At 42.2% G+C, this 12,898-nt stretch carries 13 protein-coding genes; all 13 read left to right on the top strand.

Features of this window, described 5'->3' with window-relative positions:
* Positions 1-13: 13 nt before the first annotated feature.
* The 13 genes from cpsA to HMPREF9378_RS02450 all read left to right on the top strand — a co-directional run bounded on the left by cpsA (position 14) and on the right by HMPREF9378_RS02450 (position 12,891).
* Entirely contained in the window at positions 14-1,486 is a 1,473-nt protein-coding gene (gene cpsA, locus HMPREF9378_RS02390) for an LCP family glycopolymer transferase CpsA (RefSeq protein ID WP_435876574.1), read from the top strand.
* A complete protein-coding gene (cps4B, locus tag HMPREF9378_RS02395; protein WP_002914174.1) occupies positions 1,483-2,214 on the top strand; it encodes a capsular polysaccharide biosynthesis protein Cps4B in 732 nt (243 codons plus the stop codon). The genes cpsA and cps4B overlap by 4 nt, the downstream gene beginning before the upstream one ends.
* Before the next feature lie 7 nt (positions 2,215-2,221).
* A complete protein-coding gene (locus HMPREF9378_RS02400) occupies positions 2,222-2,917 on the top strand; it encodes a Wzz/FepE/Etk N-terminal domain-containing protein (protein ID WP_002894051.1) in 696 nt (231 codons plus the stop codon).
* A 10-nt stretch (positions 2,918-2,927) separates the two neighbouring features.
* Complete coding sequence (locus HMPREF9378_RS02405; protein WP_002905547.1) at positions 2,928-3,626, top strand: polysaccharide biosynthesis tyrosine autokinase; 699 nt, start codon at positions 2,928-2,930, stop codon at positions 3,624-3,626.
* A gap of 41 nt (positions 3,627-3,667) precedes the next feature.
* Entirely contained in the window at positions 3,668-5,470 is a 1,803-nt protein-coding gene (locus HMPREF9378_RS02410) for a polysaccharide biosynthesis protein (RefSeq protein ID WP_002914172.1), read from the top strand.
* Between the two features lie 15 nt (positions 5,471-5,485).
* Entirely contained in the window at positions 5,486-6,091 is a 606-nt protein-coding gene (locus tag HMPREF9378_RS02415; RefSeq protein WP_002914171.1) for a sugar transferase, read from the top strand.
* Positions 6,092-6,097: 6 nt separating this feature from the next.
* Positions 6,098-6,958, top strand: a complete 861-nt coding sequence (locus HMPREF9378_RS02420) for an NAD-dependent epimerase/dehydratase family protein (protein ID WP_002914168.1) — start codon at positions 6,098-6,100, stop codon at positions 6,956-6,958.
* Positions 6,959-6,968: 10 nt separating this feature from the next.
* Positions 6,969-7,802, top strand: a complete 834-nt coding sequence (locus tag HMPREF9378_RS02425) for a glycosyltransferase (protein WP_167395902.1) — start codon at positions 6,969-6,971, stop codon at positions 7,800-7,802.
* Between the two features lie 90 nt (positions 7,803-7,892).
* Positions 7,893-8,852 carry a glycosyltransferase family 2 protein gene (locus HMPREF9378_RS02430; protein WP_002914165.1) on the top strand — a complete coding sequence of 320 codons (960 nt, stop codon included), beginning with the start codon at positions 7,893-7,895 and terminating at the stop codon, positions 8,850-8,852.
* Between the two features lie 5 nt (positions 8,853-8,857).
* A complete protein-coding gene (locus tag HMPREF9378_RS02435; RefSeq protein WP_002914162.1) occupies positions 8,858-9,781 on the top strand; it encodes a LicD family protein in 924 nt (307 codons plus the stop codon).
* Positions 9,781-11,106, top strand: a complete 1,326-nt coding sequence (locus HMPREF9378_RS02440) for an O-antigen polymerase (RefSeq protein ID WP_002914157.1) — start codon at positions 9,781-9,783, stop codon at positions 11,104-11,106. The genes HMPREF9378_RS02435 and HMPREF9378_RS02440 overlap by 1 nt, the downstream gene beginning before the upstream one ends.
* A complete protein-coding gene (gene ispD / locus HMPREF9378_RS02445; RefSeq protein ID WP_002894037.1) occupies positions 11,103-11,825 on the top strand; it encodes a 2-C-methyl-D-erythritol 4-phosphate cytidylyltransferase in 723 nt (240 codons plus the stop codon). The genes HMPREF9378_RS02440 and ispD overlap by 4 nt, the downstream gene beginning before the upstream one ends.
* Positions 11,806-12,891, top strand: coding sequence for an NAD-dependent epimerase/dehydratase family protein (locus HMPREF9378_RS02450; protein ID WP_002914146.1), 1,086 nt, complete (start codon positions 11,806-11,808; stop codon positions 12,889-12,891). Before ispD ends, HMPREF9378_RS02450 begins: the two co-directional genes overlap by 20 nt.
* Positions 12,892-12,898: the final 7 nt, after the last annotated feature.

The following is a 12,898-nucleotide window of genomic DNA, read 5'->3' as shown; positions in this document are numbered from 1 at the left end:
AAAAGGGAGAATTATGAATCAACATAGGAGAAATATGCCTGCTTCTAAAAAGGGGAAGAAGCTGAGGCTCTTTAATGCAGCTTTACTGACATTGGTAAGCTTGGTTTCAGGTTTGCTTATTTTTTCTATATTTAAAAATAATGTTCTGGCGTTTCATCACCTGAACCTTATTTTGTCTGCTCTTTTGGCGGCTGTTATTTTACTGGCAGCCTTCTTTGTATGGAAAAATAAGTTCAAAGTCCTGACCACGGTGCTTTTGTTTGTGACCTTGCTGGTATCCTCAGGAGCTATGTACGGGGTCAAGGAGCTGATGGACTTATCTAGAGGTGTGAACTCCACTTCAAATTACTCTGAAATTGAAATGGCCGTTTATGTCCGGACAGACAGCGATAAATCAGATGTAACTCAACTGAAGAAGCTGACAGCTCCGACTGAAAATGGAGACAAGGACAATGTAGCGGCTCTTTTGGATCACATCAAGAAGACTAAAAAGACAGAACTCACAGTGGAAAACAGCTCGTCTTATATCGCAGCTTACAAGGCCCTCATCAATCAAGAGACTGAGGCCATTGCCCTCAATAGCTCGTTTGGAGACATGCTGGCTTCTCATGATGCTGACTATGCTTCAAAGATAAAGAAAATCTATACTTATAAAATCACCCGTCAAGTAGAGACAGGCAAGCGCAGGGATGATGCCAATGCAGATGTCTTCAATATCTATGTCAGCGGTATTGACACCTATGGCTCGATTTCATCTGTCTCACGCTCAGATGTCAATATCATCATGACGGTTAATCGCAAGACCAAAAAAGTCCTCTTGACGACAACTCCTCGTGATTCTTATGTGGCGATTGCAGATGGAGGAGCTGGGCAGATGGACAAGCTGACCCATGCAGGGATTTACGGGGTAGATGCTTCTATCCACACGCTGGAAAATCTTTACGGTATTCGCATTGACTACTATGTTCGTCTGAATTTCTCTTCTTTCCTCAAGCTGGTAGACCTGCTGGGTGGGATTGATGTTGAAAATGACCAAGAATTTACCAGCCGACACGGCAATCATCATTTCCCAGTAGGGAAAGTCCATATGAACTCAGATCAGGCCCTTGGCTTTGTTCGCGAGCGTTACTCTCTTCAGGGTGGCGACAATGACCGCGGAAAAAATCAAGAAAAAGTTATCGAAGCAGTCATTAAAAAGCTGACTTCAACCAGTGCTTTGAAGAACTACAACGAGATTATTTCCGGCTTGCAGGACTCTATCCAGACCAATATGGAGCTGCCTGTTCTTATGAATCTGGTCAATACCCAGCTGGAGTCAGGTGGAAACTATCAGGTTCAGTCACAAGCCATCAGCGGAAACGGTCGTATGGATCTACCATCCTACGCTATGCCAGATTCCAATCTCTACATGATGGAAATCCAGCCAGAAAGCCTTGATAATGCTAAGGCAGCGATTCAGCAGGTAATGGAAGGGAAAACACCATGATTGACATCCATTCTCATATTATCTTTGATGTGGACGATGGCCCTAAGAATTTTGAGGATTCCAAAAAACTGCTGGAAGAAAGTTATCGACAGGGAGTTCGGACCATCATCTCTACTTCTCATCGCAGAAAGGGCATGTTTGAAACGCCTGAGGAGACCATAAGCGCTAACTTTAAAATGGTGAAAGAACTGGCAGAGATTGTAGCGCCTGACTTGACGGTTCTCTATGGGGCAGAGGTTTACTACACCAGCGATGTGGCGGATAAGTTGGAAAAGGGGATTTTCCCCAGTCTAGCAGGCACACGTTATGTGCTGATTGAGTTTAGCATGGCGACGCCCTATAAGGACATCCATAAAGGCTTAGCTCAAATTCTGCGCTTAGGTCTAACACCGGTCCTTGCTCATATTGAGCGCTATCACTGCCTAGAAAATGATGAAAAGAAGGTGCAGGAACTCATTAATATGGGCTGCTATACTCAGATTAACAGCTCCAGTGTTCTAAAACCTAAGCTGCTTGGAGACTCGCATAAATTTATGAAAAAACGGGCTCAGTTCTTTTTGGAGAAGGACTTGGTCCACTTTGTTGCCAGCGACATGCACAATCTAAGCCAGAGACCGCCCTTTATGAAAGAGGCCTTTGACATCGTCGCTAAGAAATACGGTTCCCGCCGGGCAGAAGCCCTCTTTGGCGGCAACCAAGCATTATTATTGAAAAATGAATTGATTTAGGGGAAAAATGGAAAAACAAGAAAAGCAAATCGTAGAAATCGATATTCTGTCCTTGCTGAGAGCCTTATGGCTGAAAAAGTTCACCATCGTATTGGGAGCGGTGCTCTTTTCTTTGCTGGCTTTTGGCTACAGCGTCTTTATTGCTAAGAAAATGTATCAGAGCACCACACGCATCTATGTGGTTAGCCGTCAGAACGAAACGCAGGCAGCTTTGACTAATCAGGACCTGCAGGCGGGTTCATACCTCGTTAAGGACTTTAAGGAAATCATTCTGTCACAGGCGGTTCTATCACAGGCAATTAGTGAGCTGAAACTGCAAACGTCACCAAGAGAGCTGACGCGTCACATCACCGTTTCCGTTCCGGCGGATACTCGTATCGTTTCGATTACAGTTAAGGATGACAATCCAGAGGAAGCGGCTCGCATTGCCAATGCCTTCCGTAATATCGCTGCTGAGAAAATTATTGAAGTGACAAAAGTTTCTGATGTGACAACTTTGGAAGAAGCAACAGTCCCAGCAGAGCCTTCTTCACCAAATATTCGGCGTAATGTTATCTTAGGATTTTTAGGGGGCAGCGTCCTGATGTCGATCTTTATCATCGCTGTCGAAATCCTGGATGATCGGGTGAAGAAGCCAGAGGACATTGAAGAAGTTATGGGCTTGACGCTATTGGGCGTTATCCCAGATATGAACAGAATGTAAGGGAGAGAAAATGGCAACCTTAGAATTAGTTAGGAAAAAAAGGAATCTTGTCAAATTAACCGAGGAATACTACAATGCTCTAAGTACTAATGTACAGCTGAGCGGCGCCAATATCAAGATGGTCGAAATAAGCTCGGTGACGGCAAATGAAGGAAAGTCTACAACCTCAGTGAATCTCGCAGCCGCCTTTGCCAGAGCTGGTCACAAGACCTTGATGATCGATGCGGATATCCGCAACTCAGTCATGTCCGGTGTGTTTAGCAGTCAGAGAAAAGTATCAGGACTGACGGACTATTTGTCAGGACAGGCTGCCCTGCATGAAGTCATCAACGATACAGATCTGGACAACCTAGATGTGATCTTATCTGGTCCAGTATCACCTAATCCGACGGGGCTTTTGCAAAGCAAGCAGTTTGAAGCGCTTTTGACTGACCTGCGTGTCCGCTATGACTACATCATCGTAGATACTTCACCGATTGGTCTGGTCATTGATGCGGCTATCATCGCTCAGAAATGCGATGCCAGCTTCTTGGTTACACAAGCAGGCCATATCAAACGAAAAGCAGTCATGAAAGCTAAAGAGCAGTTGGAACAAACGGGAACTCCTTTTTTAGGTGTTGTCCTCAATAAATATAACATTGATTTGGAACGCTATGGTGCCTACGGAACTTATGGAGGATACGGCAGCTATGGCAATTATGGGAAATAATAGGGATTAAAGAGTTTTAGGATAATTGGGAGATTAGGAACATGACAAGAGCGAGAAAAAGAGTCATCTTAATTATTGTTGATATTATTTTGCTCAGTATAAGTCAGGGGATTTCAAAATTCTTCTTAGCAAAATATGTCGGGATAACGGATTTATCTTTTATCTCTATTTTAATGGGGATTATTGTACTGTATTTGACATTTGCAACACTGTCGAATGTCTTTTCTACGATTACAAGGTATACAGATTACAAAACAATGTTTCGAGTAGGGGGCTCAATTTTGGGAGCTTACTCGATTGTATACGTTGTAGAGAAAATCTTTTACGAATCCACAAACAGTAGATATATTGTCCTTTCTATGCTGCTATCGTTTTTGTTGGTTATTGCTTCAAGGCTGACTTGGCGGGAGATTCATGAATTCGTGCAGCACCCTTCAGCCTTACTGGGTAAGAAAGTAGATGGGACGAAGACCCTTGTTGTTGGTTCTGGGGATGGTGCTAGTCTCTTTATCAAGACAGCCCAGCAAAAATCAAAAGATTTGAAGATAGTCGCGATTGTAGATGACGATAAGAATAAGCAAAATACCTATCTTCATGGAGTAAAAGTTGTAGGAACAACTGAGCAGATACCTGAAATTGTAGGGAATTATGAAGTCGAACAAATTGTCATTGCCATTCCTTCGTTGGCTCCGGATGATTACGAACGAATCGTAGAGTATTGCCAACAGACGGAGGTCAAGGTCAATGCCATGCCTAAGTATGAACAGGTGATTACGGGGAAACTATCTGTCAGCAAACTTCAGGAAATTGATATTGCAGATCTGTTGGGACGTAAAGAAGTTAAGCTGGATCAGCAAAGTTTGAAGTCCAATATTAAATGCAAGACAGTGCTAGTTACGGGGGCCGGTGGGTCAATCGGCTCGGAACTTTGCCGTCAGATTGCTCAATTCTGCCCAGCTAGGCTCCTGCTTCTAGGTCATGGAGAAAATTCCATTTATTTGATTCACAAGGAGCTGTCAAGCCGTTATAAAGATGATATTGAGTTGATTCCAATCATTGCAGATATTCAAGATAGAGAGAGGATTTTCCATATTATGGAAACCTATCGTCCTGATCGAGTGTATCATGCAGCGGCTCACAAGCATGTTCCTTTGATGGAGTACAATCCGACAGAAGCGGTCAAAAATAATATCTATGGTACACGAAATGTAGCAGAAGCAGCAAAGGCAGCTGGTGTTGCGAAATTTGTCATGATTTCTACAGATAAGGCAGTCAACCCGCCTAATGTTATGGGGGCAACTAAGCGTGTGGCGGAAATGGTTGTGACCAGTTTAAATGAAGAAGGAAAGACTCTTTTCTCAGCTGTCCGCTTTGGGAATGTTTTGGGCAGCCGAGGTAGTGTTGTTCCTTTGTTCAAGGAGCAGATTGCCAAGGGAGGTCCTATCACTGTGACGGACTTTCGAATGACACGCTATTTCATGACCATACCAGAAGCCAGCCGCTTGGTGATTCAGGCTGGAGCCTTGATGCAAGGGGGAGAGGTTTTTGTCTTGGATATGGGCGAGCCTGTGAAAATATTGGACCTAGCTAAAAAGATGATCACGCTCAGCGGTCATACTGAAGAGGAGATTCAGATTCAGGAAGCAGGCATTCGACCGGGCGAAAAGCTTTATGAAGAGCTCTTGTCTGCCAAGGAAAAGGTCAATGATCAAGTCTATGAAAAGATTTTTGTAGGGAATGTTCAGTCGCTGCCTAAGATAGAGGTGGATTCCTATGTGGACTCTATTCTGACTCTTGGTGCAAATGACCTCAAGGATAGCCTGGTAAAGTTTGCACAGCAATAAGTTTTTAGGATAATCATGTATAAATTTTTTAAACGAACATTAGATATAGTCTTGTCATTCTTAGGAATGCTTGTCTTATCACCATTTTTTCTGCTTCTAGTACTCGCTATTAAATTGGATTCAAAAGGACCAGTTTTGTTCAAACAGAAGCGGGTCGGTCTGCATAAGAAACACTTCTATATTCTGAAATTCAGAACGATGCGAATGGATACACCTAAGGATACCCCAACTCATTTACTGGAAAATCCTGAGCAATGGATTACAAAGGTTGGGAAATTTCTTAGGAAGACATCTCTGGATGAGTTGCCTCAGATTTGGAATATTTTTGTTGGTGACATGAGTATCATAGGTCCAAGACCGGCTCTTTGGAATCAGTATGATTTGATTGAAGAGCGAGACCGCTATGGAGCAAATGATGTTTTGCCAGGTCTGACGGGATGGGCTCAGATTCACGGGCGAGATGAGCTGCCGATTGCCAAGAAAGCTGAATTGGACGGCTACTACGTCCAGCATCTATCTTTTGGATTGGATGTCCGCTGTTTCTTTGGCACCATTAAGAGTGTGGCCAAGAGCGAAGGTGTTGTCGAAGGCGGCACGGGAAATATGGAAAAGAAAGATTAAAGGCTGATGAAAAGAATATTAATTACGGGAGAGGGTAGCTATATCGGCCGGAGCTTTAAGAGGTATGTTTCTTCACGGGAGGATGTCCAGGTTGATGAGTTGGATGTCCGCGGAGAAACCTGGAAGGAGAAAGATTTTTCGTCTTTTGATGTAATTTTGCATTTGGCGGCGATTGTCCATATCTCTAATCCATCAAAAGAGATGGAGTCTGTATATAATCAAGTCAATACTCAGCTACCGTATGAATTGGCTCAAAAGGCTAAACGCGAAGGCGTCAAACAGTTTATCTTTATGAGCAGCATGAGCGTCTATGGCGAAGTTTTGGGAGATCGGGTTATCACAAAGGATACAAAAGAGCGTCCTGATTCTTTTTATGGCAAAAGCAAACTAGCTGCTGAGCAACTTCTGGCGGAATTGGAGAGCGAAGATTTCAAATTGGCAGTTTTACGGCCGCCAATGGTTTATGGTCATCAAGCTAAAGGAAACTATAAGCGACTGTCAAAGTTGGCTCAGAAACTACCGGTTTTCCCTTTGGTTCAGAATGAACGTAGTATGATTTATATTGACAATCTTTGTGAGTTTATTAGACTGATTGTTCAGAATCGAGACAGCGGTGTCTTCTATCCTCAAAATCAGGACTATGTCAATACCTCTCAGCTAGTCAGAGAAATAAAAAGGACTCATGGCCAGAGAGTAGTCTTGCTGCCTGCATTTAACTGGATTTTAAAAGGACTGTCCCGCTATGTTTCGACTCTGAATAAGCTGTTTTCAGATTTAACTTATGAAAAAGAGATGTCTAGCTATTCTCAGTCTTATCAGGTAGCAGATTTTAGGAGGTCTATTGAGAAGACGGAGAAGGGAAACTAGTTTAGGATGATTGGGGGGATTGTTAGTGAAGTTTTCGGCATTGATGTCTGTCTACCAGAAGGAGAATCCAGATTTCTTAAGAAAGAGTCTAAATAGTGTTCTTGTAGAGCAGAGCCGCAAGCCAGATGAGCTTGTCCTTGTAGAGGATGGGCCGCTGACAGAAGAGCTTTATCAGACGATTCAAGATTTCAAGGAAACATTTCCAGAGATGAAAGTTCTACCCTTAAAGAAAAATGTCGGATTAGGAGAAGCTTTGCATCGGGGAGTTGAGGCTTGCTCTTATGACTGGATTGCTAGAATGGATACAGATGACATTGCGACACCGGACCGTTTTCAGCAACAAGCGGACTATATTGAGCAGCATCCACAGTTAGATGTTCTGGGTGGCAATATCATAGAATTTGACACGGAACCAGATCAAATAGTGGCAGAGAAACAAATGCCGCTTTCCCATGAAGAGATTATCAAAAGGTTGCAGCGGAGAAATCCTTTCTGTCACATGACGGTATTTTTCAAGAAATCATCTGTTTTAAAAGCAGGCAATTACAAGCCCCTGCCTTTAGTAGAAGACTATTATCTTTGGGCGAGAATGGCTGCTCAGGGCTGTCGTTTCGCCAATCTTAATCGGGTCTTGGTTTATGCTCGTGTCGGAAACGGCATGCATACAAGAAGAAGCCAGACAGAGCAGATTGCCAGCTGGAAAGTAGTCAATACTTTTTTGCTGTCACATGGTATGTTGAACCGAGGGCAATATTATCAAAATATGTTGATGATTCGTGCTTTTGTGGGAACACCTATTTGGATAAAAGCGTTCATTTATAAGTATCTGCTTAGAAGAAAGTAATGACTTTACAGACAGAGCAGTCTAGCTTAGACAGGGAGAAAGCTAGGAGTTAGGGGGATATGGGATCAAAAGTTTAGGAAGGAGGGAGAAATGATTTCTGTCGTGATGGCGACCTATAATGGGGCGGATTTTATTTTGGAGCAACTAGACTCTATCCGCACTCAAAAGCTGAAGCCTGATCAGGTCATTATCTGTGATGACTGTTCGACAGATCAGACAGTGGTGTTAATCAGGGATTACATCATCAAGCATCAACTGACAGATTGGCAGCTGATTGAAAATCAGGAAAATTTGGGTCATTATCGAACTTTTATAAAATTAGCGAGTCTGGCTGAGCATGATATTGTTTTTTTCGCTGATCAGGATGATAAATGGCTGCCTGATAAAACAGCTGCCTTGCAGAAAGTACTGTTAGAAACAGACGCTGCTATGGTGTATGGCCAGTCTTACTTGATTGATCAAAATGGTCAGGTCATCAAAGAACCCAAGGTTTCAGGAGAATGTCGAGAAAGAAATCTAGCTTGGCTTCTGAAAAATTGGCCGTCAGGTTATCAGACAGCTTTTAGAAAGTCGGTACTGACAGATATTTTGCAGCAGCAGTATACGGATTATCCTGGATTTGACTATCATGATGTTTTATTTGGTATGCTGGCTCCATTGTATGGAAAAGTTGTTTGCTTAGATCAGCTTCTAGATCAGCACCGCATTCATCAGGCGAATGTAACCCAGTCTGCGTCGTCGCTCAGTTTTAATAAAACAAGGTTATCTAGGATTAACTATTTACAGAAGGTCATCAGTCGCTATGAGTCCGTGCAAAAAATCGCAGAAGAGCGACAGATTTCTGAGGCGGACCATCGCCAGCTTGCTAGAACTTTGGCCTTGGCTAATCTTAGACTGAAATTATTACAGTCTAGAAATCCATTTTGGGCTTTGGGCCTGATGTTTCAAATAAGGGAGTATCGAACAATAAAAGATTTCATCAGTGATTTGGTATACACCTACTCACTGAATGGAGTTGCTAGGAGATTATTGAAAAAGTTTGGGAGGTAAGAAAAATGAGAGGAACCAGTAAGATTGAATGGGAGTTGGCTTTGGGAGAACGCTTCAGCCCCATGTATCAGAAAATTACGGATGATAAATTAAAGGTTTTACAAAAAGCCTATTTAAAAATGTATAAAAAATTTGATGCAGAATGTCGTCGGCATCATATTCATTCCTACATGGTTGCAGGGACCTTGATTGGTTCTTTGCGACATGGGGGCTATATCCCTTGGGACGATGATATCGACTTAGTGATGTTCCGAGAGGACTACAATCGTCTGCAGGAAATCTTTGCGGACAGCGAGGACTTCGAACTGATCTCTCCTGCGGATGCGACAGACAGTGTCTTTAAGGTTCTAAAGCTGCAGAGCAAGTCACTGACCTACTATGATGTTTTGGGAGAAGGTTTCAGTAAAAAGAAACATCTTTATCTTGATATGTTGCCAATTGACTTTGTCCCAGAGAATAACATGCTTCGCAAGCTCAAGGGTCTTCTATTCAGAGCCTTGGATTTGTCACACAATAGCTCACGTTGCTATACAAAGTTTACACCGCATCTGACCTATATGGCTAAAGAATCCAAAGAACTCAGACAAAATCTTTGGATCAGAAGACTGATAGGATTCCCTTCTTTTATCATGGGGCCGGCTAATATGTATAAGTTGATGGAAAAACTCATCCAGTCTAATAAGAAGACTTCAAAAATAACAATTGCTTATGGTGTAAAAGGCTATTTGGGAGAGACTATCGACTATGAAAGTTTCTATCCAGCTAAGAAGTATTCCTTTGAAGGCTATGAGTTCGATGGACCTAATGATGCGGACAAGTATCTGACTAATCGCTATGGTGATTACATGACACCGCCTGAAAAAAAAGAACAGACAGAACGTCATGTCAGACTGAGAGATAATTGGGTTGAATTAATAGAAGGAAGATAATGGTTTTTTTACTAATTTTGGGTGGCCTTTTCCTCTTGTTTTTGACAATCAAAACAGTAGGAAGAGACTATGCTAACCCGGCTTTTATATACTTGGCAATATGGATGATAGCAAGTATTTTTACCGCATTTTATTCATCCAAATGGGGAGAGGGACTTTCTCTGATAACGGTCACTGTTATCTTTGTTGGGAATGCTATTTTTTTAATGGGAGTCCTCTTGTCATCGAATTTGTTTGCTGAGAGGAAGTTGGACGCCAAACCTAGTCAAATAAAGGTGAGTAATTTTTTCATTATTTTAGTTCTCTTGTTTTTGGCTTATGCGGTCAGGTTTATTTATTCCGATTTGCTTTACTTGGCGGCGCAGAGCAAGCAGGTACCTGGAGGATTGTTTAAAACCATTGAATTGGCTCGGCATATGACTACAAATTATGATTTCTCTCTTAGTCGTCTTAGCCTCAATTTGCTGCGAGTTAACTTTTCCTTAGGAATTGTTTTCTTCTACTTTTTCTGTGAGTCTCTTTTTTCAGGAAAAGATGGCATTTTTTACAAGGGCAAGTTACTGCTGGTTAGTCTGATTTCTTTAGGTGTTTCCCTCTTGTCTACTGGACGTACGGAGTTGTTAGGCTTGGTTGCAGGCTATGCTATTGTGTATATGTTGTTTTTCTCGAAGTATTATTCGTGGAAAGACAGCAGGTATGGTGTGAAGCTTTTTCGCTCTTTGCTGATAATTGGATTTGTATTCCTTGTCTTATTCATGGCGGTTGGAACCTTTGTTCTCAATCGAGTGGATAGTCGGGCTGAGTTTGGAATTTTGGATAATTTGGTTAAATATATGGGTTCTCCCATTCAGGCTTTAGACTATTATCTGAAAAATCCTACTCTTTATAGCGATAATCAAGTCTTTGGAGAAAATACTCTTATTGCTATCTATGGAACATTGAAATCCCTCGGTCTGTCTAGCCATGAGTTGACACCTTTCCTGCCTGTTGTTCATTTTAACGACGATAAAACCAATGTTTACACAATTTATTACTACTTTATCAAGGATTTTGGCTATTTCTCAGTCCTTATCTTTCAGCTTTTATATGGCTTCTTTTACGGAAGTTTCTACTATTCTATCAAAAAACGCTATTTCACCCCGCTAAAGGTTATTGTTTTCGCTTTATTTGCGTATCCTTTGGTCATTTCATTCTTTCAGGAAACGTTGCTGTCATTGCTGACAACCCATATTAATCGGATTATCTATGCTTTTGTGATTTATATGGCAGCTGATTTACTGAGTAGAGTACGATTTACAACGAGAGGAAGGAAAGTATCGGTATGACGACATCAGCTCTGATATTCGCAGGCGGCACAGGCAGCCGCATGAATACCAAGACCTTACCCAAGCAGTTTTTAGAGTTGCACGGTAAGCCTATTATTATTCATACGATTGAGCACTTTGAAGACCATCCGGCAGTATCGGACATTGTGGTTGTCTGTGTAGACGGCTGGCTGGATTATTGCAGAGATTTATTAGCTCGATTCAATATTAAAAAAGTCAGTCAAGTGGTTCCTGGTGGAGAGACTGGACAAATGTCTATTTTTAATGGTCTATCTGTCTTACGGGAAAAGTACAAGAACGATGACGACTATGTGTTGATTCATGATGGTGTTCGCCCCTTGATTGACGGGGGAATCATTTCTAAAAATATTGAGGCAGCCAAAAAGTATGGGGCAGCTATTACGGTTAAGCCGGTTATCGAAACGGTTATTCAGGTCGATGAGGCGGATGTTATTAATCAGGTTATCGAGCGTTCCACTTGTCAGACGGCTGTCGCCCCTCAAACCTTCGCGCTTTCAAAGATTCACTCCCTGCATTTAAAAGCTCAGGCAGAGAATCAGTTTGATATGACGGATTCTGCGACACTGGCTCGTTATTTTGGACTCCCTCTGCATACGGTTATGGGGGGTAGCGAAAATATTAAAATTACGACTCCATCTGATTTTTATATTTTTAGAGCGATTTATGAAGCGCGTGAAAATGCACAAATTTTTGGTTGATATGGGAAATAATACGATTTTACAAAAAGATATGGAAGACCTAGCTGCTGTCAGTCCTATTCTCAGAGAACTGAGCAATGTTACAGTCTTGGTAACCGGAGCAACCGGACTTATAGGGAGACACTGCATTTCCGCTTTGATGGCTTTAAATGATTTGTACAATGCCAATATCAGAGTAGTGGCCTTGGCGCGAAATCAGAAAAAAGCGGAAGAGTTATTTCAAGATTTTTTACATAGTGAGAATCTGCAGCTAGTGTATGCTGACTTGCTGTCAGATTGGCAGATAGAGGAGGATTTGGATTATATTATCCATGGAGCCAGTGCGACGGACTCCTCTTTTTTCGTTGAGCATCCTGTGGAGACAATTGATCTAGCCGTAAATGGAACGAAAAAACTGCTGGAGCTGGCTAAAAATAAGCAGATTCGCAGTATGGTCTATCTCTCTTCTCTGGAAGTCTATGGAACGACAAATCCGGAAGCTTCCAGCATTAGCGAGAAAGATTACGGTTATTTGGATCCAACCAGTGTTCGCAGCAGTTATTCGGAAAGCAAGCGCATGGCAGAGTCCTTGTGTGTAGGCTATTGTCATCAATATCAGGTGCCAGTGAAAATGGCTCGTTTATCGCAAACCTTTGGTCCGGGTGTGAGTTATGAGGACAACAGAGTTTTTGCGCAGTTTGCGCGTGCTATCCTTGAAAAGAGAGATATTATCCTCCGAACTAAAGGGGAGACTGTTCGGAACTACTGCTATACCAAAGATGCTATTGAAGCCATATTTTACATTCTGCTGAAGGGCCAAGCAGGTCAAGCATATAATGTCGCCAATAAAGAGACGGCTATTTCCATTCGTGAGATGGCGGAAATGGTTATTGAACTAAGCGGTAGCAATGAAACAAAGTTAGTCTTTGATTTAGCAGAGGATGTGGAAAAGCTAGGCTATAATCCGACAGTCAAGATTCGTCTCAATACGGACAAGCTTGAGAGTTTGGGCTGGCATGCTCATACTGATTTAGAAACCATGTTTTTACGGTTGATTGAGAGCATGTCAGCAGATAGGAAGAAATAGGAGGGTA

The organism is Streptococcus sanguinis SK1 = NCTC 7863, assembly GCF_000194945.1.
GTDB lineage: Bacteria > Bacillota > Bacilli > Lactobacillales > Streptococcaceae > Streptococcus > Streptococcus sanguinis.
The sequence above is the reverse complement of the archived record's forward strand: the minus strand, read 5'-3'. Positions and strand labels throughout refer to the sequence as shown.

What these genes read in the sequence shown, in the direction of transcription:
- cpsA (WP_435876574.1), top strand. Translation starts at nt 14, where the DNA reads ATGAATCAACATAGGAGAAATATGCCTGCTTCTAAAAAGGGGAAGAAG.
- cps4B (WP_002914174.1), top strand. Translation starts at nt 1,483, where the DNA reads ATGATTGACATCCATTCTCATATTATCTTTGATGTGGACGATGGCCCT.
- HMPREF9378_RS02400 (WP_002894051.1), top strand. Translation starts at nt 2,222, where the DNA reads ATGGAAAAACAAGAAAAGCAAATCGTAGAAATCGATATTCTGTCCTTG.
- HMPREF9378_RS02405 (WP_002905547.1), top strand. Translation starts at nt 2,928, where the DNA reads ATGGCAACCTTAGAATTAGTTAGGAAAAAAAGGAATCTTGTCAAATTA.
- HMPREF9378_RS02410 (WP_002914172.1), top strand. Translation starts at nt 3,668, where the DNA reads ATGACAAGAGCGAGAAAAAGAGTCATCTTAATTATTGTTGATATTATT.
- HMPREF9378_RS02415 (WP_002914171.1), top strand. Translation starts at nt 5,486, where the DNA reads ATGTATAAATTTTTTAAACGAACATTAGATATAGTCTTGTCATTCTTA.
- HMPREF9378_RS02420 (WP_002914168.1), top strand. Translation starts at nt 6,098, where the DNA reads ATGAAAAGAATATTAATTACGGGAGAGGGTAGCTATATCGGCCGGAGC.
- HMPREF9378_RS02430 (WP_002914165.1), top strand. Translation starts at nt 7,893, where the DNA reads ATGATTTCTGTCGTGATGGCGACCTATAATGGGGCGGATTTTATTTTG.
- HMPREF9378_RS02435 (WP_002914162.1), top strand. Translation starts at nt 8,858, where the DNA reads ATGAGAGGAACCAGTAAGATTGAATGGGAGTTGGCTTTGGGAGAACGC.
- HMPREF9378_RS02440 (WP_002914157.1), top strand. Translation starts at nt 9,781, where the DNA reads ATGGTTTTTTTACTAATTTTGGGTGGCCTTTTCCTCTTGTTTTTGACA.
- ispD (WP_002894037.1), top strand. Translation starts at nt 11,103, where the DNA reads ATGACGACATCAGCTCTGATATTCGCAGGCGGCACAGGCAGCCGCATG.
- HMPREF9378_RS02450 (WP_002914146.1), top strand. Translation starts at nt 11,806, where the DNA reads ATGCACAAATTTTTGGTTGATATGGGAAATAATACGATTTTACAAAAA.